Genomic DNA, 23,197 nt, shown 5'->3' on the forward strand with positions numbered 1-23,197 from the left:
TCCATATCCTGCCTTAAATCTCCGCTTGCCAACGCGTCGGTAATACATTTTATATACTTTCGGCTGGTCAGCTCCTCGATAGCCCTTGCATATTCCTTTGCTTTTTCGCAGTTTCGTTCAGATGTTATTTCGTTGTACAGCTTAACATAATTTGCATTTTCGGGTGTTTGGCTGAGGCGACAGGTTGTGCGTATCAGCTTTTCAGCCTTTACGATAAGCGAGTCGTTGCTTTTAATGATTTCGTCAACAGCTTCCTCAAGGATAGACATACCCCGTTGAATACAGGTTATGAACAAATCCTCCTTGGTGTTGAAATACTTGTACATCAAGCCAATGCTTATACCCGAATTTTTTGCAATTATATTAATGTTAGCATTTTCATATCCCTTGGAAGCAAATTCCTCAATTCCGACCTCGAGGATTTTTTCCTTACGCTCGGTTGAGGCTCTGTCAAAGGCTTCCTTGTATCTTTTCTCAAACATAAAAATATTGATTTTGTAGCCTTGCACAAAATGTTAAAATTTTGTTTGTGCAAATACTCCAAATCTCCTTTGGTGAGCATTAATTCACTAAAGGTATATTACCATTTTTCATTGTGCATTGCAACAAAAATAACTAAAAATTTCAAACATTAAAGTTGACAAATCAGTAAAATGTGATATACTAAACTTGTAAAAAGTGTGAGTAGAGGCTCACCAATTAATTAGTGAGTAGCCACTCACCTAAAGTTTTAAGGAGGAAATTTATATGGATACAAGATTCGCTATTACAGAGTATCCTAACGCTGCTGCGCTTACTGCACAGCTTGATGCATTGATCAAAAAACCAATTTATTCTATCAACAGAGCCGCACTTAAGGAGTATGAGGAAGAATACTTTAACAAGAAGTGCAAAAAGTCTAAGGAAATGATTACCGAGGCAAAGAATGTCATTCCGGGCGGCGTACAGCACAACCTTGCATTCAACTACCCATTCCCAATTGTTATGACAAAGGCAAAGGGCAATAAGCTTTGGGACATTGACGGCAACGAATATTTTGACTTCCTCCAGGCAGGCGGTCCGACAATTATCGGTTCAAACGATGATGTTGTTAAGGAAAAGGTTAAGGAGCTTCTTGATGACTGCGGTCCTTCAACAGGCTTGTTCCATCCTTATGAATATAAGCTTGCAAAGAAAATCAGCGAATGTGTACCGTCAGTAGAAATGTTCCGTATGCTTGGCTCAGGTACAGAGGCTTGTATGTGTGCTGTTCGTGTTGCTCGTCTTGCAACAGGTCATAAGAACATCATTAAGATGGGCGGTGCTTACCACGGCTGGTCAGATCAGCTTGCTTGGGGTATGCGTGTACCGGGTACACTTAACCTTCAGTCACACGGTGTTCCTATGTTTGTATTCAAGCACACACAGGAATTCTTCCCTAACGACCTTAAGGACCTTGAGAAGAAGCTTATCATCAACAAGTTCCGCGGTGGTACAGCTGCTGTATTTATTGAGCCATGCGGTCCTGAATCAGCAACCCGTCCGGTAGATAAGGACTTCCCTAAGGGTGTTCAGGCACTTTGCCGTAAGTATGGTGCTCTTCTCGTTTGTGACGAGGTTGTTACAGGCTTCCGTATCGGTTTGTCAGGTGCTCAGGGCTACTATGGTATTGATCCTGATATTACAATCTTCGGTAAGATTATCGCAGGCGGTTATCCGGGTGCAGGCGGTATCGGCGGTCACAGAGAGGTTATGAAATATCTTGGTGCCGGTCTTGATAAGGCAGAGGGCAAGAAGATTCATAAGGCTATGTGCGGCGGTACAATGGCTGCTACTCCGCTTTCATGCTGCGCAGGCTACACAGTAATTTGCGAAATTGAAAAGAGAAATGCGTGCCAGGTTGCAGGTCAAATGGCTGACAGACTTGTTAAGGGACTTAATGAATCTATCAAGAAATATGACCTTCCGTTCGTATGCTACAATGTTGGTTCTATTTGTCAGCTACATACAGTTGCAACAATGCACTTTAGAGTAAATTGGAAGAAGCCTTGGACTATTCCTTCAGTTCTTAAGGAAACAGGCATCCGTCAAACAGAAATGCAGTATATGGGCGCTGCTTATATGGCAGAAGGTCTTGTTACTCTTGCAGGCTCACGTTTGTACACCTCAAGTGCTTACACCGAGGAGGACATCGACGAGTGCATCAGAAGATTTGACAAGGTTCTTTCAAAGTGTGAAAAGATTGATTACTAATTAACGACATAAATGGGGCGGTGCATAACCGCCCGTTTTGTCACTATAAATATTGAATAAATAAGGGGAAAATTATGGCTTACGAAATTGAAGAAGCTAAAAGATTAGTTGTTGAAGCCGGTAAAAGATTGGTACAAACCGGTCTTATTGCTCGTACCTGGGGTAATGTTTCTGCCCGTATCAGCGACACTCAGTTTGTTATCACTCCGTCAGGCAGAGCATATGAGGACCTCACTCCTGAGGAAATCGTTGTTGTGAACATTGAGGATTGCTCACACGAGGGCGATATTAAGCCGTCATCCGAAAAGGGTGTTCACGCAGCTGCATACCGTCACCATCCAACTGTTGATTTTGTTATCCACACTCATCAAAGAGCAGCAACAATCGTTTCTATCACAGGTATGGAAATCAGAAATGTATATGACGAGTTCAAGGGCGTTCTCGGTGACAAGATTCCTTGCGCCGAATACGCTATGTCTACAACCGAGTCATTGCGCAAAAAGGTAGAAATGTGCATTCAAATGAACCCAAGATGCCGTGCAATTATGCTTAAGCATCACGGCACACTTGTTATGGGTGACGATTATGACAATGCATTTGCTATCGCAGAAAATCTTGAAAAGTGCTGTGAAAAGGTAATTAAGGATAACTACCTTCGTCATTCTTGGGATACTGTATATTCAGATGACGCAAGACGTGCATATTACCTCAAGAAGCACGACGCAGGCGAAATGCCGGCAGAGATTTGCGACCTTGGCTCATCGGTAAGAAACGGCAATACATTTACTTTGACTGTCGGCGGTAAATCAGTTGATGTTGACCTTGAAACAGGTCTTGGCATTAACGGCATTGCTCCAAAGGTAGAGAAAATCCATAGAGCTATCTACAACACAGAGGATGTCACTATGATTAAGCATATGGCAACTCCCGATGTGGTTGCTGTATCCTGCCTTGATGAAACTATGGAGCCGATGATTGACGATTTTGCACAAATCGTTGGTCTTGATGTTAAGTGCGTTCCTTGGATTGACGGTGACACAGATGAGTGCGCAAAGGAGGTTGCAGATGCAATCAACGGCAGAAACGCAGTGCTGATTCAGGGTATGGGTGCTATGATTACAGGCAATAATGACGGCGACCTTCAGGCTCTTGATATTATTATGGATAAGGGCGCTGCCGCACAGATTGACTGTGACATTTTCAACCGTTCACACTATGTTCCAAAGGCAGAATGTTTCCTTATGAGAACCGTTTACCTTGCAAAATACAGCAAGCAAATTGACAAAAAATAATACATCAAATTAGTAAAAACACCGCTTGCGGTGTTTTTACTTTTGACTTTATTCTAAAAAGGTATTGACTTTAATGCATCTATTTTATATAATATCAATGTTGATTTGCCGGCGTGTCGGAATTGGCAGACGAGACAGACTCAAAATCTGTTATCCGTTTGGGTGTGTGGGTTCAAGTCCCACCGCCGGCACCAATGACAAGGTTTTGAGCCTTGTCATTTTTTTATTATTATCGGGGATAATATATAATAAAGGAGATTGATGCTATGTGTACTGCTGCAACATATAAAACAAAGGATTTTTATTTTGGCAGAACTCTTGATTATGAGTTTTCATACGGTGACAGCATTACTGTTGCACCGAGAAATTACGAGCTTAATTTTAGACATCAGGGAACAATCAACAGTCATTATGCTATTATAGGTATGGCACATATTGTTGATGATTATCCGCTTTTTTATGACGCAGTTAACGAAAAGGGAGTGTGTATGGCAGGCCTTAATTTTGTTGGCAATGCGGTTTATTCAAAGCCTTGCAGTGACAGGCAAAATGTTGCACAGTTTGAGCTTATTTCGTGGATACTGTGTCAGTGCAAGGATATGACAGAGGTTAGGAGCCTGCTTGAAAATATTAATATTACAGACACACCGTATAACGAGCATTTGCCTGTTGCACAGCTTCATTACATCATTTGCGACAGGAACGATTGCATAACCCTTGAATGTATGGCAGACGGTATGCACATTTATGATAACCCCATAGGCGTGCTTACAAACAATCCTCCGTTTGACATTCAAATGTTTATGATGAACAGGTATATGTCGCTTTCGCCGAAGCAACCGGAAAAATGCTTGGGCAACAATGATAATGTTGATTTGAAATATTACAGCAGAGGCATGGGTGCAATCGGATTGCCGGGCGATTTGTCTTCACCGTCACGATTTGCAAGGGTTGCGTTTACAAAGCTTAATTCCATATCCGACGACAGCGAGCAGGCAAGTGTTGGGCAGTTCTTTCATATCCTTAATTCCGTAGACCAGCAACGAGGCTGCTGCGAGGTTGAGGAGGGGAAGTACGAGGTGACTATTTACACCTCCTGCTGTAACGCAGATAAGGGGATTTACTATTATACCACATATAACTGCCACAAAATTAATGCAGTTGATATGCATAGGGAAAATCTTGACGGCACAGAGCTTGTTGCATATGAATTAATTGATAAGGAAGATTTCTTCTTTCAAAACTAAAAAAGCCGTCTTGACGCAAGTCAAGACGGCTTTTTTATAATTTATTAGTCCGGATAGCCGTTTGGATTTTGGCTTTGCCATCTCCAAGAGTCCTCGCACATTTCTTCAATTCCTCTTTCGGCCTTCCAATTAAGCTCTGCAAGAGCCTTTGAAGGATCGCTGTAACAGGTTGCGATGTCACCCGGTCTGCGTGGCTTGATTGAGTAAGGAATTGTCACTCCGCTTGCCTTTTCAAATGCATGTACAACATCAAGCACGCTATATCCGATACCTGTGCCGAGGTTGTAGATAAACAATCCCTTGTCTGCTCTAACCTTTTCCACTGCCTTGAGGTGACCGAGTGCAAGGTCAACAACGTGAATGTAATCTCTTACACCTGTGCCGTCGGGGGTATCGTAGTCATCACCGAACACGCCGAGCTCTGCTCGCTTGCCGATAGCAACCTGTGTGATATACGGCATAAGGTTGTTTGGAATACCGTTAGGGTCTTCGCCCATTGTACCGCTTTTGTGAGCACCGATAGGGTTAAAGTAACGAAGCAGGCAAACACTCCAATCGCTGTCGCTTGCACAAACATCCTTGAGCATACATTCAATTATGTACTTTGTTCTGCCGTATGGGTTCGTTACACCGCCAACCTCCATTGTTTCCGTAAGCGGAGAAACGTTGTTCATTCCGTAAACTGTTGCAGATGATGAAAATACAATCTTTTTGCAACCGTTTTTACGCATAACATCAAGCAAAACAAGTGTGCCTGTAACATTGTTATCAAAGTATTCAAGAGGCTTTTCACAGCTTTCGCCGACAGCCTTGAGCCCTGCAAAGTGGATAACGCTGTCAATTTGCTCTGCATCAAAAACCTTTTGCAAGCCCTCTGCGTCTCTGATGTCTACCTGATAAAACGGAAAGTCCTTTCCGACAAGAGCCTTAATTCTGTCGTATGATGATTTTTTGCAGTTGTAAAGGTTATCAATTACAACAATATCGAAGCCTGCGTTAATGAGCTCTACGCAGGTGTGCGAACCTATGTATCCAAGTCCGCCTGTAACTAAAACTGACATAGTAGCCTCCTAAAAATTATTTTTTATATTAAGCCTTGCATACCAAAAATTCTTTTTAGTATGCCTTGCCCCAATATACCATATGCTTTGCAGGCTTGCCGCAGCACACACAGGTGTCGCCAAGGTTTTCCTGCTCAAGCGGGATGCAACGTGAGCCGACGCCGGTGATCTCCTTAACCTTGTCCTCACATTCCTCGTCGCCGCACCACATAGCCTTAACAAAGCCGTCACCGTTTTTGTTAAGAGCCTCGGTGATTTCGTCCATATTATGAGCGATATATGTTCTTCTTTCTCTGTTTTCAAGAGCCTTTTGGTAAATGCCCTGACGAACCTCCTCGAGCTTTTGAGTAATTACTGTTTCGATTTCGTCAAGAGCAACAACAGTCTTTTCTCTGTTGTGACGGGTAACAACAACGCATTGACCTGCCTCAATATCTCTTGGGCCAAGCTCAATTCTTACAGGTACGCCCTTCATTTCGTACTCTGCAAATTTCCAGCCCGGTGTGTTGTTTGAGTCGTCAATTCTTGCACGGCAAACCTTGTTGAGTCTGTCGCACAGCTCGTTGGCAGCGTCCAGTACACCCTCTTTGTGCTGTGCAACAGGAATAACGATTGCCTGAATAGGTGCAACGGCAGGCGGAAGAACAAGGCCGTTGTCATCGCCGTGAGTCATTATGATAGCACCGATAAGACGGGTTGTAACGCCCCAAGATGTTTGGTGCGGATACTGCAGCTTGTTGTTTTTGTCGGAAAACTGAATGTCAAATGCCTTTGCAAAGCCGTCGCCGAAATAGTGGCTTGTACCTGCCTGCAAGGCCTTGCCGTCGTGCATAAGCGCCTCAATGCAGTATGTTCTTTCTGCACCGGCAAACTTGTCGCTTTCCGTTTTCTGTCCCTGAATTACCGGTATTGCAAGGTCCTCTTGGCAGAATTTTGTGTAAACGCCAAGCATTCTTTCGGTTTCCTCGATAGCCTCCTCAGGTGTTGCGTGCAGGGTGTGTCCCTCCTGCCACAAAAATTCTCTTGAACGAAGGAACGGGCGGGTTGTCTTTTCCCATCTTACAACCGATACCCACTGATTGTAAAGCTTTGGCAAATCTCTGTGAGAATGAACAATGTTGCTGAAATGCTCACAGAACAGGGTTTCGCTTGTAGGTCTTACGCAAAGACGCTCCTCAAGCTTTTCGTTGCCTCCGTATGTTACCCAAGCACATTCAGGTGCAAAGCCTTCAACGTGGTCTGCCTCCTTTTGCAAAAGTGACTCCGGTATAAACATCGGCATACAAACATTTTCGTGACCTGTTGCCTTAAACATTCCGTCAAGAATACGCTGAATGTTTTCCCAAATAGCGTAGCCGTAGGGTCTGATAACCATACAGCCCTTAACACTTGTGTATTCTACCAATTCTGCTTTTTTGCATACATCAGTATACCATTTAGCAAAATCCTCATCCATTGATGTAATATCATCAACCATTTTCTTTTGATTATTTGCCATAATGTAATCTCCCATTTATTCTTAATACCATACCGTATATCTGTTTCAGCCTTTTATTATATATTAAATCCGTAAAAAAGTAAACCATTATTTGTATGACGAGCGTTTTTTATTGCACATAATACATGTAGGACTATCGTAAAAGCGCAAATTTATACAAATGGTAAAAAATGTCATAACCATTGGTATAAAAATGCACAAAATATCTAAACTTTTTTGCCTTATTTTTATAACGCGTTGGGCAAAAATATGAGCTTGTTCTATTGCAAAAAAATGGGTATGTGTATATAATGAGAGTTAAAGCAGGTTGTCGATTTTTTAACAATCGGCAATGCTAATAAAAAGGAACGGAGGCGTGATGATGGCAATAGCACCGATTAATATGGGTGTCAATTTGCAGGAGGAGCTGCAAAATCAGCTTAATATTGACGAAGTGTTCGGCTTTGATGTTGCAGGTGTTCATATCGGCTTTGATGAGGGCACGGTTGTATCGTGGATAATAATTGCCGTTATGACGGTGCTGGCGATAATTCTTACTCGGGGCTTCAAAATTGAGGGAGAAATTTCAAAGCGACAGCTTTTGCTTGAAATGTGCTACGAAAAGGCAGAGAGCTTTTTCAAAACCATTATGAGCGAAAAGGTAGAAAAATATATCCCTTGGCTTATGAGCATGGCATTGTTTATAGGCATATCAAATATGATAGGGCTGTTTGGATTTAAGCCCCCGACAAAAAGTATGCAGGTTACTCTGGCTATGGCACTCACAACCATTGTGCTTGTGGAGTACTGTGCGTTTAAGGACAAGGGAATAAAGGGTAGGCTGAAGGCGTTTACAAAGCCTGTATGGATTGTTACACCTATTAATATACTCGAGATATTTACCAAGCCACTTTCGCTTTGTATGCGACTTTTCGGTAATATTATCGCAGCCTTTACCATTATGGAGCTTATCAAGGCGGTTCCGTTTACAAAGCTTGGTGTACCGGCAGTGTTCAGCCTGTATTTTGATTTGTTCGACGGTCTTTTGCAGGCGTACATCTTTGTGTTCCTAACAGCTATTTACTTGGAGGAGGCTGTTGAGGAAGCCGAGGAGGAGCCAAAGGAGGCAAAGAAGCTTCGCAAGGCTCAGAAAAAGGCAGAAAGGCTTGCAAAAAAGCAGGCAAAAAAGGAAGCTAAAGCTACGGCTTAGTAATAGTTAATAATTAATTTAAGGAGATAAATATTATGACAGGAACAATTATTGCAATCGGTGCAGGTATTGCACTTTTGTGTGGAATCGGCGCAGGTATCGGTATCGGTATCGCAACAGGTAAGGCAGTAGAGGCACAGGCTCGTCAGCCTGAAATTGCAAACAAAATTCAAACAACTCTTATTTTGGGCGCTGCTTTGTCAGAGGCTACGGCTATTTACGGCTTAATCGGTGCAATTCTTATTATCTTTATGTTAAAGTAACTGTTTGCACAATTAAGTATTACTGAAAGGAAATCGGCAAATGTTAAAGTTTGATTTTAATTTGCTTTGGACAGTTTTCAACCTAATTATATTCTTTGTTTTGATGAGGCTGTTTTTGTTTAAGCCTATCAAAAAGGCTATCGAAGGCAGACGTGCAATGCTTGACGGTCAGTTTAAGCAGGCAGAGGATACCGTAAACGAGGCAAACGAAAAGCTTGCGGATTACGAGGAAAGAATAAAGAATGTCGACCTTGAGGCACAGGGTATTATTTCCGATGCAAGAGGCAAGGCAAAGGTTGAATATAACAGGATTTTGGAAAAAGCAAATGATGATGTAGCAAAGCTTAAGCAGGATGCAAGGCGTCAAATCGAGCAGGAAACGGAGAATGCCCGTCGTGACGTTAAGGAGGAAATTGCAAGGCTTGCTATGGAAACAGCAGAAAAGGTTGTCGGCGAAAGCGTGAGCGCAAAAACCGACGCGGATATATATAACGAATTTTTAAGTGAAAGCAGTGAAAGTAATGATTAAAAATCAAGAGTCATATATCAAAATGCTGCTTTCATCTCAAATCAGCGTTGCAAGCCTTGAGGATGCGTTAAGGCTTGTGCAGAGTAGTGACGAGCTTTTGGAGGCTCTTAACAATCCAAACTATTCCGCTGATGAAAAGCAGCAGGTTATCAATGATTTGTTTTCGCCGTCCGTAAGGGAGTTTATGGGTGCACTTTCGGCAGAATGTCAATGCACAGACCTAAAGGACATTATCAGTGCATATATCGTTGAGCTTGACAGACAGAATAACATTATCCACGCAACCGTTAGCTGTACCACCGAGCCGGATGAAAAGCAGCTTGACGGAATCAAGGCGTTTGTTTGCAAGGAGATGAATTGCAGCAGCGTAGAGGTGGATGTTAAAAAGGACGCATCTCTTATCGGTGGCTTTGTGATTGCGGTTGAGGGCAAGGAATACGACTTTAGCCTGAAGAAAAAAATGCAGTCTATTAAGGCACAGATAATGCGTACCGCAAAGGAAAGCACAGGCGATAACAAGGCTGTGCTTGAGGCATTGCGCAAGGATATTAAATCATTTAAGCAAACCCACGAGGGCGAGGAGGTCGGTCAGGTCGTTAAGGTCAGCGACGGCATCGCAACCGTTGTTGGACTCGGCACGGCAAGATACGGCGAGATTATTGTTTTTGAGGACGGCACAAAGGGTATGGTGCAAAACATTAACAGTAGCTCTGTCGGATGTATTTTGTTCGGCTCGGATGAGGATATTCATCAGGGCACAAGAGTTAAGCGAACAAACCGAATGGCAGGTGTGCCTGTGGGTGACGCCTTTGTCGGCAGAGTTGTTAATGCACTCGGCGAGCCGATTGACGGCTTGGGTGATATTGATGCAAACGATTACCGTATGCTTGAACAGCCTGCTCCGTCTATTGTTGACAGAAAGTCGGTATCAAAGCCTATGGAAACCGGTATTCTTGCTATCGACTCCATGTTCCCTATCGGCAGAGGACAGAGAGAGCTTATTATAGGTGACCGTCAAACAGGTAAAACCTCTATCGCTATTGATACAATTATCAATCAAAAGGGCAAGGATACCATATGTGTTTATAATGCCATCGGTCAAAAGGCATCTACCGTTGCAAAGCTTGTAAGCACTCTCAAGAAAAACGGTGCTATGGATTACACAATTGTTGTGTGCTCAACTGCGTCCGATTCGGCATCGCTTCAGTACATTTCGCCTTATTCGGCAACAGCATTGGCAGAATACTTTATGTACAAGGGCAAGGATTGCCTTATCGTATACGATGATTTGAGCAAACACGCCGTTGCTTACCGTGCAATTTCGTTGCTTCTTGAAAGACCGCCCGGACGTGAGGCTTATCCCGGCGATGTATTTTATCTACATTCAAGATTGCTTGAACGTTCAAGCCGTTTGAGTGATGAGCTCGGCGGCGGCTCAATTACGGCCCTGCCTATTATCGAAACTCAGGCGGGTGACGTTTCGGCATACATTCCAACCAATGTTATCTCTATTACCGACGGTCAAATTTATCTTGAAAGCGACCTGTTCTTTTCAGGTCAAAGGCCTGCCGTAAATGTCGGCCTGTCCGTATCCCGTGTAGGCGGTGCGGCTCAAACAAAGGCAATGAAAAAGGCAGCAGGCTCGCTTCGTGTTGATTTGGCACAGTTTAGGGAAATGGAGGTATTCACCCAGTTTTCTTCCGATTTGGATGACGATACAAGGCGTCAGCTTATGTACGGCTCCGGTCTTATGGAGCTTCTTAAGCAGCCTCTTACTCATCCTATGTCGCTTGCACAGCAGGTTGTTACCCTTGTCGGCGCTATCGGCAAAAAATTTGTAGATGTTCCAAAGGGTGAAATCAAGAAGTATCAGGGTGAAATACTCGAATATTTTGAAAATCATCACAGCGATATTTTGGCTGAAATTGATACACAGAAGGTACTTGATGACGATTTGAAGGCATCAATTCTATCTGTGTTTGATGAATTCGGAAAGGCTTATAATGGCTAACGCAAGAGAAATTCAAGGCAGAATTAAGTCTATCAAGGACACCATGAAAATTACAAATGCTATGTATATGGTGTCCTCATCAAAGCTTCAAAAGGCACGGCGCGACCTGAAGAATACAGAGCCTTATTTCTATATGATTCAGGATTCGCTTGCAAAAATATTGGATACCGCACCTGAGGTTGGCTCCCGTTATTTTGACGAAAGACCCGAAAAAACAGGCGATGACAGGGTAATTGCATATCTTGTTATCACGGCTGACAAGGGATTGGCGGGCGCATATAACCACAACATCATAAAGCTTGCGGAAAAATGTGCGGTTGATGACGGTTGCAACAATATGCTGTTCGTTGTCGGTCAGCTCGGACGTCACTTTTTTGAAAAGCGTGATATACCTATTGATATAAACTTTAAGTATACCGCCCAAAATCCGACGGTTAACCGAGCAAGGCATATCAGTGAAAAAATCGTGTCTATGTTCCTTGATAAAAAGATAGACGAGGTTTATGTAATATATACCAGAATGGTAAATTCAATGACGGTTGAGGCTGTCAGCAAAAGACTTCTTCCGTTAAGAAAAGAAAAAATCAATGTGCAAAATAACGAGCTTGTTAAGCATTATGACGATGCAACCTTTTTGCCCGATGCAAAAACTGCGTTTGATTCCATTGCTCCAAGCTACGTTGCAGGCTATATTTACGGTGCACTTGTAGAAAGCTATTGCAGTGAGCATAATGCTCGTATGATGGCTATGCAAAATGCATCTGACAGTGCAAGCACCATGATTAAGGATTTGTCCATTCAGTTTAACAGAGCAAGGCAGGCGGCTATCACGCAGGAAATCAGCGAGGTTTGCGGCGGAGCGAAGCAGTCTGCTAAAAATGCTAAATAACCTTTTGGAAGGTAATAAGTTATGAATTACGGAAAAATTACACAGGTTATGGGACCTGTTGTTGATGTACAGTTTGACGGTGATTTGCCCAAGATTAAGGAGGCACTTGAGGTGCAAAATAACGGCAGACGTGCTGTTATGGAGGTAGCCCAGCATATCGGCTCCAACACGGTTCGTTGCATTATGCTTGCTGCATCCGAGGGCTTGTACAAGGATATGCAGGTTGTCGCAACGGGTGATTCCATCAAGGTGCCCGTAGGAGAAAAAACTCTGGGCAGACTCTTTAATGTTGTCGGCGACACCATAGATGATTTGGAAAATTTGGATAACGAGGAGCATTGGTCCATTCACCGCAAGGCTCCAAGCTTTGACGAGCAGGCATCAGAGGTTGAGATTTTGGAAACCGGTATTAAGGTTATCGACCTGCTTACACCTTATCAAAAGGGCGGAAAGATTGGCTTGTTCGGCGGTGCGGGTGTTGGTAAAACCGTTCTTATTCAGGAGCTTATCACAAACGTTGCAACACAGCACGGAGGATATTCAATTTTTACCGGTGTGGGTGAGCGTTCAAGAGAGGGTAACGACCTTTGGAACGAAATGAAGGAGTCGGGTGTTATTAACAAAACCGCCCTTGTTTTCGGTCAAATGAACGAACCGCCGGGAGCAAGAATGAGGGTTGCTCAAACCGGTCTTACCATGGCAGAGTATTTTCGTGACAGAGAGCACCAGGATGTTCTTTTGTTCATTGACAATATTTTCAGATTTATTCAGGCAGGCTCGGAGGTATCTGCACTTTTGGGCAGAATGCCGTCTGCGGTAGGCTATCAGCCCACCCTTGCCACCGATGTCGGCGAATTGCAGGAAAGAATTACATCAACCAAAAACGGCTCAATCACATCTGTTCAGGCTGTGTATGTTCCTGCCGACGACCTTACCGATCCGGCGCCTGCAACCACCTTTGCACACCTTGACGCAACAACCGTTCTTTCGCGTAAAATTGTTGAAAAGGGTATTTATCCTGCTGTTGACCCGCTTGAGTCAAATTCAAGAATTCTTGAGGCCGATGTCGTAGGTCAGGAGCATTATGAGGTTGCCTGCAAGGTTCAGGAGTATTTGCAAAAGTACAAGGAGCTTCAGGATATTATTGCAATTCTCGGTATGGAGGAGCTGTCCGACGAGGATAAGCTTTCCGTATTCCGTGCAAGAAAGATTGAAAAGTTTTTGTCACAGCCGTTCCACGTTGCCGAAAACTTTACGGGTCTTAAGGGTGTTTATGTTCCTATTAAGGAAACTGTAAGGGGCTTTAAGGCTATCGTTGACGGTGAGGTTGATGACCTTCCGGAAATGGCATTTTTCAATGTCGGAACTATTGACGAAGCAAAGGAAAAGGCAAAAACACTTTAACGGTGATTGGGTATGAATACATTTAAGCTAAAGATTGTTTCTTCAAACAGGGTGTTTTTTGACGGCGAGGCTCAAAGCCTTGTTGTGCCTGTTGCAGGCGAGGGACTATGCGGCTTTTTGGCAAGGCACGAAAACACGGTTGCACCTATTGAGTTTGGTGAAATGAAGCTAACAGATGCCGACGGCAATGTAACAGAGGCGTTTGTCGGCTCGGGATTTTTGGAGTTTATAAATAATCAGGCTAACCTTGTGTGTATCTCTGTTGAGCTGCCGGAAGAGATTGATAAGCGCAGAGCCGAGGAGGCAGCCGAAAGAGCGGCAGAGGAGCTTCGTCAGCAAAAATCAATCAATGAGTATTACGTAACACAAGCAAATCTTTCTCGTGCAATGGAACGACTTAAAATTAAAAACAAGCATCAGATATAAAAACAAGGCTACCGATTTTTCGGTAGCCTTTAGATTTGTTAATAATAGGGGTTGTACTTGGCGCCCCTTTTATGCAATAAAGGGGAGCTGTCACCGTAGGTGACTGAGGGGATAAATATTACCGAAACCCCTTTATTCATCAATATATGTGAAGCGTTGAAATGCTTTACCGTCACGCTCCACTGTTTCGTTCCACATTTCTGCAGGGCGAACCCAAATTCCTGCGTCACCGTACAATGCCCTGTAAACAACCATTTCCTCAAGCGTTTCGCTGTGCCTTGCAATGCCGATAACCTCGTATTCGTTGCCCTTAAAGTGTCTGTATTTTCCAAGCTTAATTTCCATTGCCGATGTCCTCGTTGTAGCAGGGTATGATTAAAGAAAAATCCATATTGTTATCTGTCTTTATCTTGACCGAAAATAGTCTTTGTGATAGAATTATACCATAATTGAAATTTTTATACAAGGATTTTGAGTTTGGTATGAAAAAGCTTTTTAACAAGGAATTTATTTTGTATATTGTGTTCGGTGTACTTACCACCGTTGTGTCGTGGGGCAGCTATACATTGCTTGTAAATATTTGTAAAATGCCTGTGTTTTGGTCAAACCTTATCAGCTGGGTGTGTGCAGTGCTTTTTGCATACATCACAAATAAGCTTTGGGTGTTTGAGTCAAAAAGCTGGAATGCCAAATTGGTGCTCAAGGAGGCAGGCTCGTTTTTTGCATCAAGAGGTGCAACGGGGGTGTTGGAAATTGTTTTTGTACCCGTACTTGTAAAGCTGTCGTTTGATAACTTGTTTTACACTGTTTTTGAAAAAATGCACATTTCCTTTGGCATTTTGTTTACCGAGGGCATATATTCAAAAATTGTCGTTTCCTTTATTATTGTAATTTTGAATTACGTTTTTTCAAAGCTTATAGTATTCAAAAACAAGGCCGATTAATTTCGGTCTTTTATTTTTTGTACAAAAAGAGAGTGTGATAATTGTATATTTTTTATGCTTTGTTTTAATAAATATATAAATTAATGTTGAATATCCTTGCGATTTGTGAGATAATAAACTGTAATTTTATGTAAACTTTGATTTTTTAGGGAGAAAATATGACTGAATTTCAAGAATTAGCACAGCTTTTGTTTGGGAATATTACAAAAACTCCGCAGGATATGGAGGAGCTTTATCCGCCACGACAGCTTAAGGAGGGCGCAAGGGTAACCCGATTTGCACCGAGCCCTACCGGATTTTTGCATTTTGGCAATTTGTTTACCTGTATGGTATCATACAAAACCGCAAAAGCCACAGACGGTGTTTTTTATGTAAGAGTTGAGGATACCGACCAAAAGAGAAAGGTTGACGGCGCTATTGACGTTATGCTAAAGGGTCTGTCGGTTTACGGCATAAATGCCGACGAGGGCGTTGTAGGTGACGGCAAAGAGATAGGCGACTACGGACCGTATTATCAAAGCGCAAGGGTAGATATTTACCAAGCCTATGCAAAGTCACTTGTAGAGCAGGGGCTTGCTTATCCTTGCTTTTGCTCTGCCGAGGAGCTTGATTCAATCCGTGCCGAGCAGGAAAATGACAGCATCAAGGGCTATTGGGGCAGGTATGCAAAATGCAGAGACCTTACCCTTGACCAAATTAAAGCCAATATTGACGCGGGTATGAGCTGGACTCTTCGTCTTAAATCACCGGGTGAGCTTGATAAAAAATGTTATTTTGACGATATGATTAAGGGCAAAATCGAAATGCCGGAGAATGTTCAGGACATTGTGCTTCTCAAATCGGACGGAATACCGACATACCATTTTGCACACGCAGTTGACGACCACCTTATGCGCACAACCCATGTTGTAAGGGGTGACGAGTGGATTTCTTCCGTTCCCATTCATCTCCAGCTGTTCAAGGTGCTTGGCTTTAAGCCACCTAAATATGCTCACGTTTCTCCTATAATGAAAGAGGAAAACGGCGGCAAGCGCAAGCTGTCAAAAAGAAAAGACCCCGAAGCAGCAGTAACATATTATGCCGAGGAGGGATATCCTCAGCAAAGCGTAAACGAATATATGATGACTCTTGCCAATTCAAATTTTGAGGATTGGCGCAGGATGAACAAGGACGAGGATATAGATAAATTCCCGTTCAACTTGAAAAAAATGAGCGTGTCGGGCGCCTTGTTTGATTTGGTAAAACTTACCGATGTGTCAAAAAATGTAATATCGCTTATGCCTGCAAAGCAGGTGTTTGACCTTGCATATGCGTGGGCAAAGGAATATCAGCCAAGGCTTGCAGAGCTTTTTGCACAGGACACGGCAAAGGCAACAGCAATTCTTAACATTGACCGCGAGGGTAAAAAGCCTCGTAAGGATATTGCAAAGTGGAGCGATGTTTTGGATTACGTAAGCTATATGTACGATGAAACCTTTGTACCCTGCTACGAGCTTAACGGCAACGCGACACCCACTCTTGCAGTAAAGGTTATTGAGGAATACCTAAAGGCAGTAAACCTTGACGACGATAAGGATACTTGGTTTGGCAGGATTAAGGACATTTGTCCGCTTGTTGACTGCACACCTAACGTTAAGGAATACAAGGCAGAGCCTGAAAGGTTTGCAGGTCACGTAGGTGATGTTTCAACAATTATCCGTGTGGCTCTTACAGGCAGAACCAACACACCCGATTTGTTTGCCATAACAGCTCTTTTGGGCGAGGATACAGTTAAGGCAAGGCTTAATTCGGCATTAGAATACTATAAGGAGGCAATGTAAATGGCAGTTGATGAAATTAAAGAAGAGGAAACCGTATCTCAAAACTTCATTCACGATTTTATTGATGAGGACTTGGAAGAGGGAGTATACTCCAGAGTACAAACCCGTTTTCCTCCGGAGCCAAACGGCTATCTTCATATCGGACACGCTAAGGCTATTTGCATTAACTTCGGTGTAAAGAATAAGTACAACGGTGTTTGCAATCTTCGTATGGATGATACCAATCCAACCAAGGAGGATACAGAATATGTAGACGCTATCAAGGAGGACATTAAGTGGCTCGGCTTTGATTGGGACAATGTATATTTTGCATCCGATTACTTTGATTATATTTACGAATGTGCGGTAAAGCTCATCAAAAAAGGACTTGCTTATGTTGATGAGTCTACCGCCGATGAAATCAGAGAGAGTCGCGGCACACTTACCGAGCCGGGCAAAAACAGCCCCTACCGTGACAGACCTATTGAAGAGAGCCTTGACCTTTTCCAAAGAATGACAGACGGAGAATTTGAGGCAGGCTCAAAGGTACTTCGTGCCAAGATAGATATGGCTTCACCTAATATGAATATGCGTGACCCTATCATTTACCGCATTATGTATGCACATCATCACAGAACGGGCGACAAGTGGTGCGTTTATCCTATGTACGATTTTGCACACCCTCTTTCAGATGCGTGCGAAAGGGTTACTCATTCACTTTGCTCACTTGAATTTGAAAATCACCGACCTCTTTACGATTGGGTTTGCAACAACTGTGTTGACGGTGAAAAGCCAAGACAGATTGAGTTTGCAAGGATGAATTTGAACTATACACTCACATCTAAAAGAAAGTGCTTAAAGCTTGTTCAGGACGGCATTGTTGACGGCTGGAACGATCCTCGAATGGCAACCATCAGCGGTATGCGTCGTCGTGGCTATCCTGCCGATGCAATCCGTGATTTCTGCGACAAAATCGGTGTTTCAAAGGCATACAGCGTTATCGATTTTGCCATGCTTGAAAGCTGCGTTCGCGACAGCCTTAACAGAAATGCAAAGAGAGCTATGGCAGTTGTTGATCCCATTAAGCTCATTATTGACAATTATCCCGACGATAAGGTTGAGGAGCTTGAGGTAGAATATCATCCCGACCATGAGGAATTCGGCAAGCGTACAATTCCGTTCGGCAAGGAGCTTTGGATAGAGCGCGACGATTTTATGGTAGAGCCTATAAGCAAGTATCGTCGTTTGTTCGTTGGCAACGAGGTTAGGCTTTACAAGGCTTACTGCGTAACCTGCACAGGCTATGATTTGGACGAAAACGGCGAGGTTGTTGCTGTTCACGCATCATATGACCCAGAGACCTTTGGCGGTGATACTCCCGACGGAAGAAAGGTTAGAGGTACTATTCACTGGGTATATTCAGGTGATAACAACAAGGCAGAGGTTAGGCTTTATGACCGCCTGTTCAATGTAGAAAACCCAAGCGACGAGGAGGGCGTCGGCTCATTTGAGGACAACCTTAATCCCGATTCGCTTGAAACAAGAACCGCTTATGTAGAGCGTGCATTGGCAGACACAAAGCCGGGCGACAGATTTCAGTTTATGCGTATAGGCTATTTTTGTACAGACCAAGACAGCAGGGAAAATTCTCTTGTGTTTAACAGAACAGTTCAGCTCAGAGACAGCTTTAACAAAAAGAAGTAAAGAAGGCATTATTGTGGCAAAACAGGAAAGAAAAGATATAAGAAATATTGCGATCATTGCTCACGTTGACCACGGCAAAACAACCCTTGTGGACGAGATGCTTCACCAAAGCGGTATTTTCCGTGATAATGAGATTGTTCAGGAAAGAGTAATGGACTCAAATGATTTGGAAAAGGAAAGAGGAATTACCATCCTTTCCAAAAACACGTCAATTCATTATAAGGATACAAAAATCAACATTGTTGATACTCCGGGACACGCGGATTTCGGCGGCGAGGTAGAGCGTATTCTTACAATGGTAGACGGCGTTTTGCTGTTGGTTGATGCATTTGAGGGCTGTATGCCGCAAACAAGATTTGTTCTTAAAAAGGCACTCGGTCTACATAAAACTCCTCTTGTTGTTGTCAATAAGGTTGACCGCGACGGTGCAAGACCGGAGGAGGTTATTGATGAGGTTCTCGATTTGTTTATTGAGCTTGGTGCAGACGATGACCAAATAGATTTTCCGGTTGTATATGCTTCTGCAAGAAACGGCTATTCATCGCTTGATCCCAATGTACGCGAGGGTGATATGCGTCCGCTTTTGGATGCTATTTTAGAGCATATTCCGTCACCTGTCGGTGATCCGGACGGTCCTGCTCAAATTTTGTTTTCTTCGCTTGAATATGACGACTATGTAGGCAGAATAGGCGTGGGCAGAGTGGAGCGCGGCACAATAAAGGTAAACACTCCTTATGTTCTTTGCCGTCAGGACGGAACACAGGAAAACATAAAGTTTTCAAAGATTTATCAATTTGAGGGGCTTGCAAGAAAGGATTGCCCTACTGCATCGTTCGGAGACCTTGTATCCGTTGCAGGCGTAGCAGACCTTAATATAGGCGAAACTGCGTGCGACCCCGAGCATATTGAGCCGTTGCCGTTTGTAAAGATTGACGAGCCCACTATCAGTATGAACTTTATCGTTAATGACTCACCGTTTGCAGGCAGAGAGGGTAAGTACGTTACATCCCGTAATCTGCGTGACAGACTGTTCAAGGAGGTAGAAACCAACGTTTCAATGCGCGTGGAGGAAACCGACTCTATGGATACCTTTAAGGTGTCGGGACGCGGTGAGCTTCATCTGTCTATCCTCATTGAAACAATGAGAAGAGAAAACTACGAATTTCAGGTGTCACGTCCGCAGGTTATCGTTAAAAGGGATGCCGACGGCAAGGTGCTTGAGCCTATGGAAACAGCAATTATCGAGGTGCCGGAGGAGTATGTCGGTGCCGTTATGACCAAGCTTTGCTCACGCAAGGGCGAAATGATTAATATGGACACACGCCCTACGGGTATGACTCATATGGAAATCAAAATCCCATCACGCGGTCTTATCGGATACAGAAGCGAGTTTTTGACCGATACCAACGGTAACGGTATTATGAATCAGCTTTTTGCAGGGTACGAGGAATGGCACGGAGATATTGAAACAAGAAGCCGTGGCTCAATCGTGGTGCACGAAACAGGCACAACAACAGGCTACGGTTTGTGGAATACGCAGGACAGAGGACGCTTGTTTGTCGGTCCGGGCGTAGATGTTTATGAGGGTATGATAGTCGGCGAATGTGCCAAGGACGAGGATATTGTTTGTAATGTCTGCAAGAAAAAGCATGTTACAAACACACGCGCAAGCGGCAGCGACGAAGCGCTTAAGCTTGTACCGCCCACCACTCTTTCGCTTGAGCAGAGTATGGAATTTCTTGCCGATGACGAGCTTTTGGAGGTCACTCCAAAGTCAATCCGTCTGCGCAAAACAATTCTCAGCAAGGAATTAAGACTAAAGGCAGAAAACAAAGCTAAACGAGGCTGATTTGTATTATGAACAACGAGCAGGCAGGGTTGTATTTTCACATCCCTTTTTGCAAAAGCAAGTGTCCGTACTGTGATTTTTACAGCGTAAGGTATGACGAAGCCTTGGCTGAACAGTACGTCCAACAAATATGTAACACAATGAAACAGTATCAAGGCTCCTTTGATACTGTTTATTTTGGTGGCGGAACACCGAGTATATTGGAGCCGGCGCTGATTGGCAGGATATTGTCCTGTGCAAAAGAGCAGTTTGATATAGATGACCGCTCGGAGATAACGATAGAATGTAATCCGTCAAAGGATTTGTCTGAGGATTTCAAAAGATATGCGTCATACGGTATAAACCGTATAAGCCTCGGTATGCAAAGTGCAGTTGATAAGGAACGGTTTGCTCTCGGCAGGTCGGCGGGCAGGGCAGAGGTTGAAAGGGCAATAGTCTGTGCAAAAAAAGCAGGCATTGAAAACATAAGTCTTGACCTTATGCTCGGCACACCCAAGCAAACCGTTGAATCACTTGATTGTTCCATAGATTTCATAAAAAATACGGGTGTAAAGCATGTGTCGGCTTATATGCTCAAGCTTGAGCAGGGCACTAAGTTTTACGAAATGAGGAACAGACTTGAATTGCCTGACGACGACACGGTAAGCGAAATGTACCTTAAAACCGTAAGTGCTTTGGACGCTTCAGGATTTAAGCAATACGAAATAAGTAATTTTTCCGTACCGGGCTTCGAGAGCAGGCACAATACAAAATATTGGACTCTTGTTGAGTATTTGGGCATAGGCAAATCCGCTCACAGCCTTTGGAACGGCAGACGATTTTACTATGACAGCGAGTGGAACAAAATTGATGACGGAAAGGGAGGCGCACAGACAGAGCGTATTATGCTTGGTTTGCGTCTTAACAAGGGTGTTGAAAAATCGTTGATAAGTGCCGATTATTCCAAGCTTGTCGGTATGGGATATATTGAAGAAAAGGGCGACAGAATTGCTCTTACCCCCAAGGGAATGCTTGTTTCCAATACAATTATCAATATGCTGATTTAGTGATTGTCACAAAATTAACATAATATATGTTGGGTATATATACAGTTTTTGTATAATCTGTAAAAAATACAGATTTTTCTTGATTATTAGCCATAAAGAGTATAAAATAATAGTGCAATAAAATAATAAAGCAATTTATTAAATTAATTTTTCGGAGGTATAATCCAATGGTAAAAGTTGCTATTAATGGTTTTGGCCGTATCGGTCGTCTTGCTTTCCGTCAGATGTTCGGCGCAGAAGGCTACGAAGTAGTTGCAATCAACGATCTTACAAGCCCAAAGATGCTTGCTCATCTTTTGAAGTATGATTCATCACAGGGTAAGTATGCTCTTGCTGATACAGTATCAGCTACTGACGATTCAATCATCGTTGACGGCAAGGAAATTAAGATTTATGCAAAGGCTGACGCTTCAGAACTTCCTTGGGGCGAGCTTGGTGTAGACGTTGTACTTGAGTGCACAGGTTTCTACACATCAAAGGAAAAGGCTTCTGCTCACATTAAGGCAGGTGCTCGTAAGGTAGTTATTTCTGCTCCTGCAGGCAACGACCTTCCTACTATCGTTTACAATGTAAACCACGACACACTTACAGCTGAAGATACAGTTATTTCTGCTGCATCTTGCACAACAAACTGCCTTGCTCCTATGGCAAAGGCTCTCAACGACTTTGCTCCAATCCAGAGCGGTATTATGTGCACAATCCACGCATACACAGGCGATCAGATGACTCTTGACGGTCCTCAGAGAAAGGGCGACCTCAGAAGATCAAGAGCAGCTGCTGTAAACATTGTACCTAACTCAACAGGTGCTGCAAAGGCTATCGGCCTTGTTATTCCTGAGCTCAACGGCAAGCTTATCGGCTCTGCACAGAGAGTTCCTACTCCAACAGGTTCAACAACAATTCTTACAGCTGTTGTTAAGGGCAAGGACATCACAGTTGACGGCATCAATGCTGCTATGAAGGCTGCTGCAACAGAGTCATTCGGCTACAACACAGATGAAATCGTATCTTCAGACATAGTTGGTATGAGATACGGCTCACTCTTTGATGCTACTCAGACAATGGTTCTTCCTATCGGTGAGGATCTTTATGAGGTTCAGGTTGTTTCATGGTACGACAACGAGAACTCATACACATCACAGATGGTTAGAACAATCAAGTACTTCTCAGAGCTTGGCTAATAAACTAACACAAAATAAAAAGCACCCTTGGGGGTGCTTTTTATTTTTGCGTTAATCAAGATACAGAACGATTTTTTTGTTTGCAATGGATTTTTTTATGTCTATTACTCTTTGGTTGGATGAGCCTCTGAACTTTAGAGTTATGGAGTGGAGCTCCTCACAGTACGGCCCGTCCACCAAAACGTCAATCAGCGACAGCATTTCCTTGCTGATGTCAGTTGCAGCACGGCTTTTTTCTTCGGTACTGCCGAGGATTTGCTCAATAGTAAAGCCCGTGTAGCACCAAACGGTTTTGTCCGGAAATCGCTCGCGGAACATTACCAAAAACGGAACAAGCACCTTTTGGTTTTCAGGCTCAAAGGGCTCACCTCCAAGCAGAGATATACCGTTTATCCATTCGTGGTCTACGCTTTCGAAGATTTGCTCCATGGTTTCCTCGGTAAAAAGATTGCCGTAGCCAAAATCCCATGTTACCTCGTTAAAGCAATTTTTGCAGTGATGCCTGCAACCCGAAACAAACAGCGATGTTCTGACGCCCTCGCCGTTTGCAATATCGTTTGTTTTTATTTCTGCCCAGTTCATAAAATCACCGTAGCCTTTCAGCATTGCTGTTTTTTATATTATATCACATTA

Annotated in this window: 21 protein-coding genes and 1 tRNA gene; 17 read left to right on the forward strand and 5 right to left on the reverse strand. The window is 43.4% G+C overall.

What is annotated here, in order from left to right; genetic code table 11:
* Nucleotides 1–482, reverse strand: a 482-nt coding sequence (locus Q0P34_RS06810) for a TetR/AcrR family transcriptional regulator (protein WP_294954712.1), incomplete at its 3' end; no start/stop codon positions are given.
* A 265-nt stretch (nucleotides 483–747) separates the two neighbouring features.
* On the opposite strand from Q0P34_RS06810, the gene Q0P34_RS06815 reads away from it, so the two are divergent.
* The 4 genes from Q0P34_RS06815 (at nucleotide 748) to bsh (ending at nucleotide 4,771) form a co-directional block, all read left to right on the forward strand.
* A complete protein-coding gene (locus tag Q0P34_RS06815; protein ID WP_294954715.1) occupies nucleotides 748–2,232 on the forward strand; it encodes an aminotransferase class III-fold pyridoxal phosphate-dependent enzyme in 1,485 nt (494 codons plus the stop codon).
* A gap of 74 nt (nucleotides 2,233–2,306) precedes the next feature.
* Nucleotides 2,307–3,524, forward strand: coding sequence for a class II aldolase/adducin family protein (locus tag Q0P34_RS06820; protein WP_294954717.1), 1,218 nt, complete (start codon nucleotides 2,307–2,309; stop codon nucleotides 3,522–3,524).
* Between the two features lie 107 nt (nucleotides 3,525–3,631).
* Nucleotides 3,632–3,718, forward strand: a tRNA-Leu gene (locus Q0P34_RS06825).
* A gap of 72 nt (nucleotides 3,719–3,790) precedes the next feature.
* Nucleotides 3,791–4,771 (forward strand): choloylglycine hydrolase, encoded by a 981-nt coding sequence (gene bsh, locus Q0P34_RS06830; protein ID WP_294954719.1) that lies wholly within the window; start codon nucleotides 3,791–3,793, stop codon nucleotides 4,769–4,771.
* A gap of 44 nt (nucleotides 4,772–4,815) precedes the next feature.
* Here the strand turns inward: bsh and galE are convergent, their stop codons facing one another.
* Together galE and proS are read right to left on the reverse strand one after the other, a co-directional pair.
* On the reverse strand, nucleotides 4,816–5,832 hold the full coding sequence (galE, locus tag Q0P34_RS06835) for a UDP-glucose 4-epimerase GalE (RefSeq protein ID WP_294954722.1): 1,017 nt from the start codon (nucleotides 5,830–5,832) through the stop codon (nucleotides 4,816–4,818).
* 55 nt (nucleotides 5,833–5,887) lie between these two features.
* The gene (proS, locus tag Q0P34_RS06840; RefSeq protein WP_294954723.1) at nucleotides 5,888–7,330 is read right to left on the reverse strand and encodes a proline--tRNA ligase; all 1,443 of its coding nucleotides are present in this window, start codon (nucleotides 7,328–7,330) and stop codon (nucleotides 5,888–5,890) included.
* A gap of 361 nt (nucleotides 7,331–7,691) precedes the next feature.
* Here proS and Q0P34_RS06845 point away from each other — a divergent pair, with 361 nt between their 5' ends.
* From Q0P34_RS06845 to Q0P34_RS06875, 7 genes are read left to right on the forward strand one after another with little or no spacing between them, the layout of a single operon-like run.
* Nucleotides 7,692–8,519 carry a FoF1 ATP synthase subunit a gene (locus Q0P34_RS06845; protein WP_294954725.1) on the forward strand — a complete coding sequence of 276 codons (828 nt, stop codon included), beginning with the start codon at nucleotides 7,692–7,694 and terminating at the stop codon, nucleotides 8,517–8,519.
* Between the two features lie 35 nt (nucleotides 8,520–8,554).
* Nucleotides 8,555–8,782, forward strand: coding sequence for an ATP synthase F0 subunit C (gene atpE, locus Q0P34_RS06850; RefSeq protein WP_294954728.1), 228 nt, complete (start codon nucleotides 8,555–8,557; stop codon nucleotides 8,780–8,782).
* Between the two features lie 40 nt (nucleotides 8,783–8,822).
* Nucleotides 8,823–9,311: a F0F1 ATP synthase subunit B gene (gene atpF / locus Q0P34_RS06855; RefSeq protein ID WP_294954730.1), complete on the forward strand. Its 489-nt coding sequence runs from the start codon at nucleotides 8,823–8,825 to the stop codon at nucleotides 9,309–9,311.
* A 22-nt stretch (nucleotides 9,312–9,333) separates the two neighbouring features.
* A complete protein-coding gene (atpA, locus tag Q0P34_RS06860) occupies nucleotides 9,334–11,322 on the forward strand; it encodes a F0F1 ATP synthase subunit alpha (RefSeq protein ID WP_366783808.1) in 1,989 nt (662 codons plus the stop codon).
* On the forward strand, nucleotides 11,315–12,211 hold the full coding sequence (gene atpG, locus Q0P34_RS06865) for an ATP synthase F1 subunit gamma (RefSeq protein ID WP_294954735.1): 897 nt from the start codon (nucleotides 11,315–11,317) through the stop codon (nucleotides 12,209–12,211). Before atpA ends, atpG begins: the two co-directional genes overlap by 8 nt.
* A 21-nt stretch (nucleotides 12,212–12,232) precedes the next feature.
* The gene (gene atpD / locus Q0P34_RS06870; protein WP_294954737.1) at nucleotides 12,233–13,615 is read left to right on the forward strand and encodes a F0F1 ATP synthase subunit beta; all 1,383 of its coding nucleotides are present in this window, start codon (nucleotides 12,233–12,235) and stop codon (nucleotides 13,613–13,615) included.
* Nucleotides 13,616–13,627: 12 nt separating this feature from the next.
* Nucleotides 13,628–14,041 (forward strand): F0F1 ATP synthase subunit epsilon, encoded by a 414-nt coding sequence (locus tag Q0P34_RS06875; RefSeq protein ID WP_294954740.1) that lies wholly within the window; start codon nucleotides 13,628–13,630, stop codon nucleotides 14,039–14,041.
* A gap of 132 nt (nucleotides 14,042–14,173) precedes the next feature.
* Here Q0P34_RS06875 and Q0P34_RS06880 read toward each other — a convergent pair whose 3' ends face one another.
* The gene (locus Q0P34_RS06880) at nucleotides 14,174–14,386 is read right to left on the reverse strand and encodes a DUF1653 domain-containing protein (protein ID WP_294954743.1); all 213 of its coding nucleotides are present in this window, start codon (nucleotides 14,384–14,386) and stop codon (nucleotides 14,174–14,176) included.
* 137 nt (nucleotides 14,387–14,523) lie between these two features.
* On the opposite strand from Q0P34_RS06880, the gene Q0P34_RS06885 reads away from it, so the two are divergent.
* From Q0P34_RS06885 to gap, 6 genes are all read left to right on the forward strand, one after another.
* Complete coding sequence (locus Q0P34_RS06885) at nucleotides 14,524–14,985, forward strand: GtrA family protein (RefSeq protein WP_294954749.1); 462 nt, start codon at nucleotides 14,524–14,526, stop codon at nucleotides 14,983–14,985.
* A gap of 158 nt (nucleotides 14,986–15,143) precedes the next feature.
* Nucleotides 15,144–16,805: a glutamate--tRNA ligase gene (gene gltX, locus Q0P34_RS06890; RefSeq protein WP_294954755.1), complete on the forward strand. Its 1,662-nt coding sequence runs from the start codon at nucleotides 15,144–15,146 to the stop codon at nucleotides 16,803–16,805.
* Nucleotides 16,806–18,488, forward strand: coding sequence for a glutamine--tRNA ligase/YqeY domain fusion protein (locus Q0P34_RS06895; RefSeq protein ID WP_294954757.1), 1,683 nt, complete (start codon nucleotides 16,806–16,808; stop codon nucleotides 18,486–18,488).
* Between the two features lie 13 nt (nucleotides 18,489–18,501).
* Nucleotides 18,502–20,337, forward strand: coding sequence for a translational GTPase TypA (typA, locus tag Q0P34_RS06900; protein WP_294954759.1), 1,836 nt, complete (start codon nucleotides 18,502–18,504; stop codon nucleotides 20,335–20,337).
* Nucleotides 20,338–20,345: 8 nt separating this feature from the next.
* Nucleotides 20,346–21,383, forward strand: coding sequence for a radical SAM family heme chaperone HemW (hemW, locus tag Q0P34_RS06905; RefSeq protein WP_294954761.1), 1,038 nt, complete (start codon nucleotides 20,346–20,348; stop codon nucleotides 21,381–21,383).
* Nucleotides 21,384–21,550: 167 nt separating this feature from the next.
* Nucleotides 21,551–22,564 (forward strand): type I glyceraldehyde-3-phosphate dehydrogenase, encoded by a 1,014-nt coding sequence (gene gap / locus Q0P34_RS06910; RefSeq protein WP_294954764.1) that lies wholly within the window; start codon nucleotides 21,551–21,553, stop codon nucleotides 22,562–22,564.
* A gap of 51 nt (nucleotides 22,565–22,615) precedes the next feature.
* Here the strand turns inward: gap and nrdG are convergent, their stop codons facing one another.
* Nucleotides 22,616–23,170 (reverse strand): anaerobic ribonucleoside-triphosphate reductase activating protein, encoded by a 555-nt coding sequence (gene nrdG / locus Q0P34_RS06915; RefSeq protein ID WP_366783806.1) that lies wholly within the window; start codon nucleotides 23,168–23,170, stop codon nucleotides 22,616–22,618.
* Nucleotides 23,171–23,197: the final 27 nt, after the last annotated feature.

Source organism: uncultured Eubacterium sp. (assembly GCF_945980375.1).
Lineage (GTDB): Bacteria > Bacillota > Clostridia > Oscillospirales > Acutalibacteraceae > Eubacterium_R.